Here is a 2,422-nt window from a genome sequence, read left to right as displayed (position 1 = left end):
GTCGCGAGCGCCGAGGAACGGTTCGGTGCCTTCTTCAGCGTCACCCGCAGCCAGGTGTACCGGGAACTCCCCGCACTCGCCAAGGAGGGCCTGGTCCGGCTCGGCAAGCAAGGGCCGCGCTCCAGCCAGCAATACGCGATCACTGCCGCCGGGAAGAAGGCCTTCAAGGCCTGGCTCACCTCCGAGGCCAGCCCCGACCACCTCCGCAGTCCGCTCATCCTCCGTCTGGTCCACGCCGGTTCGCTCACGGCGAAGCAGCGCGCGGCACTGATCGAATCGGCCCGGGCCACCTACAGCCGAGAACTCGACGAAGCGAAGGCCGCGGTCAAGGCCGCCGAGGACCCCTACGTCAAGGCGGTCGCGGAGTTCGGCCAGGCCCATGCGCGTGCGGCACTGAAGCTCGTCGACGCGATCCCGGAGGGCTGACCCGATCGGGCTCGGCCCGGTGTGGCCGGTTCGCGGTAGCCAGTCGCGGCGCTTGCCGTAACCTTGACAATTGTGAGTGCTGAGTTCGAAACCGACCTGAAAGACCTCGCCGGCAAACTGGCGCAGGTCGAGGCCGTCATGGATCTGGACGGTCTGCGCGCCCAGGTGGCCGACCTGGAGAAGCAGGCATCCCAACCCAACCTCTGGGACGATCCGGACGCGGCCCAGAAGGTCACCAGTCAGCTCTCGCACAAGCAGAGCGAACTGCGCCGCGTCACCGACCTGCGGCAGCGTCTCGACGACCTCGGTGTGCTCTACGAACTCGCCGAGGCGGAAGGCGATGTGGCCAGCCGTACCGAGGCCGAGTCCGAACTCGCGCAGCTCACCAAGGACATCGACGCCCTTGAGGTCCGAACCCTGCTCTCGGGTGAGTACGACGACCGTAACGCCGTCGTCACCATCCGTTCCGAGGCCGGTGGGGTCGACGCCGCGGACTGGGCGGAGATGCTCATGCGCATGTACCTGCGCTGGGCCGAGCGGCACGGTTACCCGGCCGAGGTCTACGACATCTCCTACGCGGAAGAGGCCGGGATCAAGTCGGCCACCTTCAAGGTCAGCGCGCCCTATGTGTACGGCACCCTGTCCGTCGAGCAGGGCACCCACCGCCTCGTGCGCATCTCGCCGTTCGACAACCAGAGCCGGCGCCAGACCTCCTTCGCCCACGTCGAGGTGCTCCCCGAGGTCGAAGAGGTCGACCATGTCGACATCCCGGAGAAGGACATCCGCGTCGACGTGTTCCGTTCCTCGGGGCCGGGGGGGCAGAGCGTCAACACCACGGACTCCGCCGTGCGCATCACCCACCTGCCGACCAACATCGTCGTGTCCTGTCAGAACGAGAAGTCGCAGCTGCAGAACAAGGCCGCGGCGCTGAAGGTGCTGCAGGCCAAGCTGCTGCAGCGCAAGAAGGAAGAAGAGCGGGCCGAACTCGACGCGCTCAAGGACAGCGGTTCCAGTTGGGGCAACCAGATGCGCTCCTACGTGCTGCACCCGTACCAGATGGTCAAGGACCTGCGCACCGAGCACGAGGTCGGCAACCCGAGCGCGGTCCTCGACGGCGACATCGACGGCTTCCTCGAGGCCGGGATCCGCTGGCGGAAGCAGACCGCCGCGGTCTAGCGGCTGTGGAGCAAGGGATGTTTGCTACGGACACTCCGTAGCAAACATCCCTTGCTTCGGCCCCTGGGGCGACGCCCACCCCGGCTCAGTGAACGCCATGGGTAGGATGGCGCACCGTGATCCGGCTCGACAATGTCTCGAAGGTCTACAAGACGTCGACGCGCCCAGCTTTGGAGGGTGTGTCCGTCGACATAGACAAGGGCGAGTTCGTCTTCCTCATCGGTCCGTCGGGCTCCGGGAAGTCGACCTTCCTGCGGCTGCTGCTGCGGGAGGAGGTACCCAGCAAGGGCCGAGTCTTCGTGTCCAACTTCGACGTGGCGAAGATGGCCCGTCGCAGGGTCCCCCGCCTGCGGCAGACCATCGGCTGCGTCTTCCAGGACTTCCGGCTGCTCAACAACAAGACGGTGGCCGAGAACGTCGCCTTCGCCCTCGAAGTGATCGGCAAGCCCAAGCACACCATCCGCAAGGTCGTCCCCGAGGTGCTCGAACTGGTCGGTCTTGAAGGCAAGGCGGACCGGATGCCGAACGAGCTTTCGGGTGGTGAGCAGCAGCGTGTCGCGATCGCCCGCGCGTTCGTGAACCGGCCGCTGGTGCTGCTGGCCGACGAGCCGACCGGGAACCTGGACCCCGACACCAGCCAGGACATCATGCTGCTGCTGGAGCGCATCAACCGCACCGGAACGACCGTGCTGATGGCCACCCACGACCATTCCATCGTGGACTCCATGCGCCGTCGCGTGGTCGAACTGCAGCTCGGCAGGGTGACTCGCGACGACGCCAGGGGGGTTTACGGCGTGGGCCGCTAGGTCCTCGTCACTGG

3 protein-coding genes are annotated in these 2,422 nt (G+C 66.6%); all 3 read left to right on the top strand.

From position 1 onward, the window contains the following. Positions 1-426: PadR family transcriptional regulator (locus FNH05_RS36095; protein ID WP_144593326.1), on the top strand; the 426-nt coding region annotated here is incomplete at its 5' end. Between the two features lie 72 nt (positions 427-498). Beyond that, on the top strand, positions 499-1,602 hold the full coding sequence (prfB, locus tag FNH05_RS36090; protein ID WP_144593325.1) for a peptide chain release factor 2: 1,104 nt from the start codon (positions 499-501) through the stop codon (positions 1,600-1,602). 116 nt (positions 1,603-1,718) lie between these two features. Further along, on the top strand, positions 1,719-2,408 hold the full coding sequence (gene ftsE / locus FNH05_RS36085; protein ID WP_144593324.1) for a cell division ATP-binding protein FtsE: 690 nt from the start codon (positions 1,719-1,721) through the stop codon (positions 2,406-2,408). Positions 2,409-2,422 lie beyond the last annotated feature (14 nt).

It is taken from the genome of Amycolatopsis rhizosphaerae (assembly GCF_007713715.1).
GTDB lineage: Bacteria > Actinomycetota > Actinomycetes > Mycobacteriales > Pseudonocardiaceae > Amycolatopsis_E > Amycolatopsis_E rhizosphaerae.
This window is presented reverse-complemented; position numbering and strand designations above follow the sequence as displayed.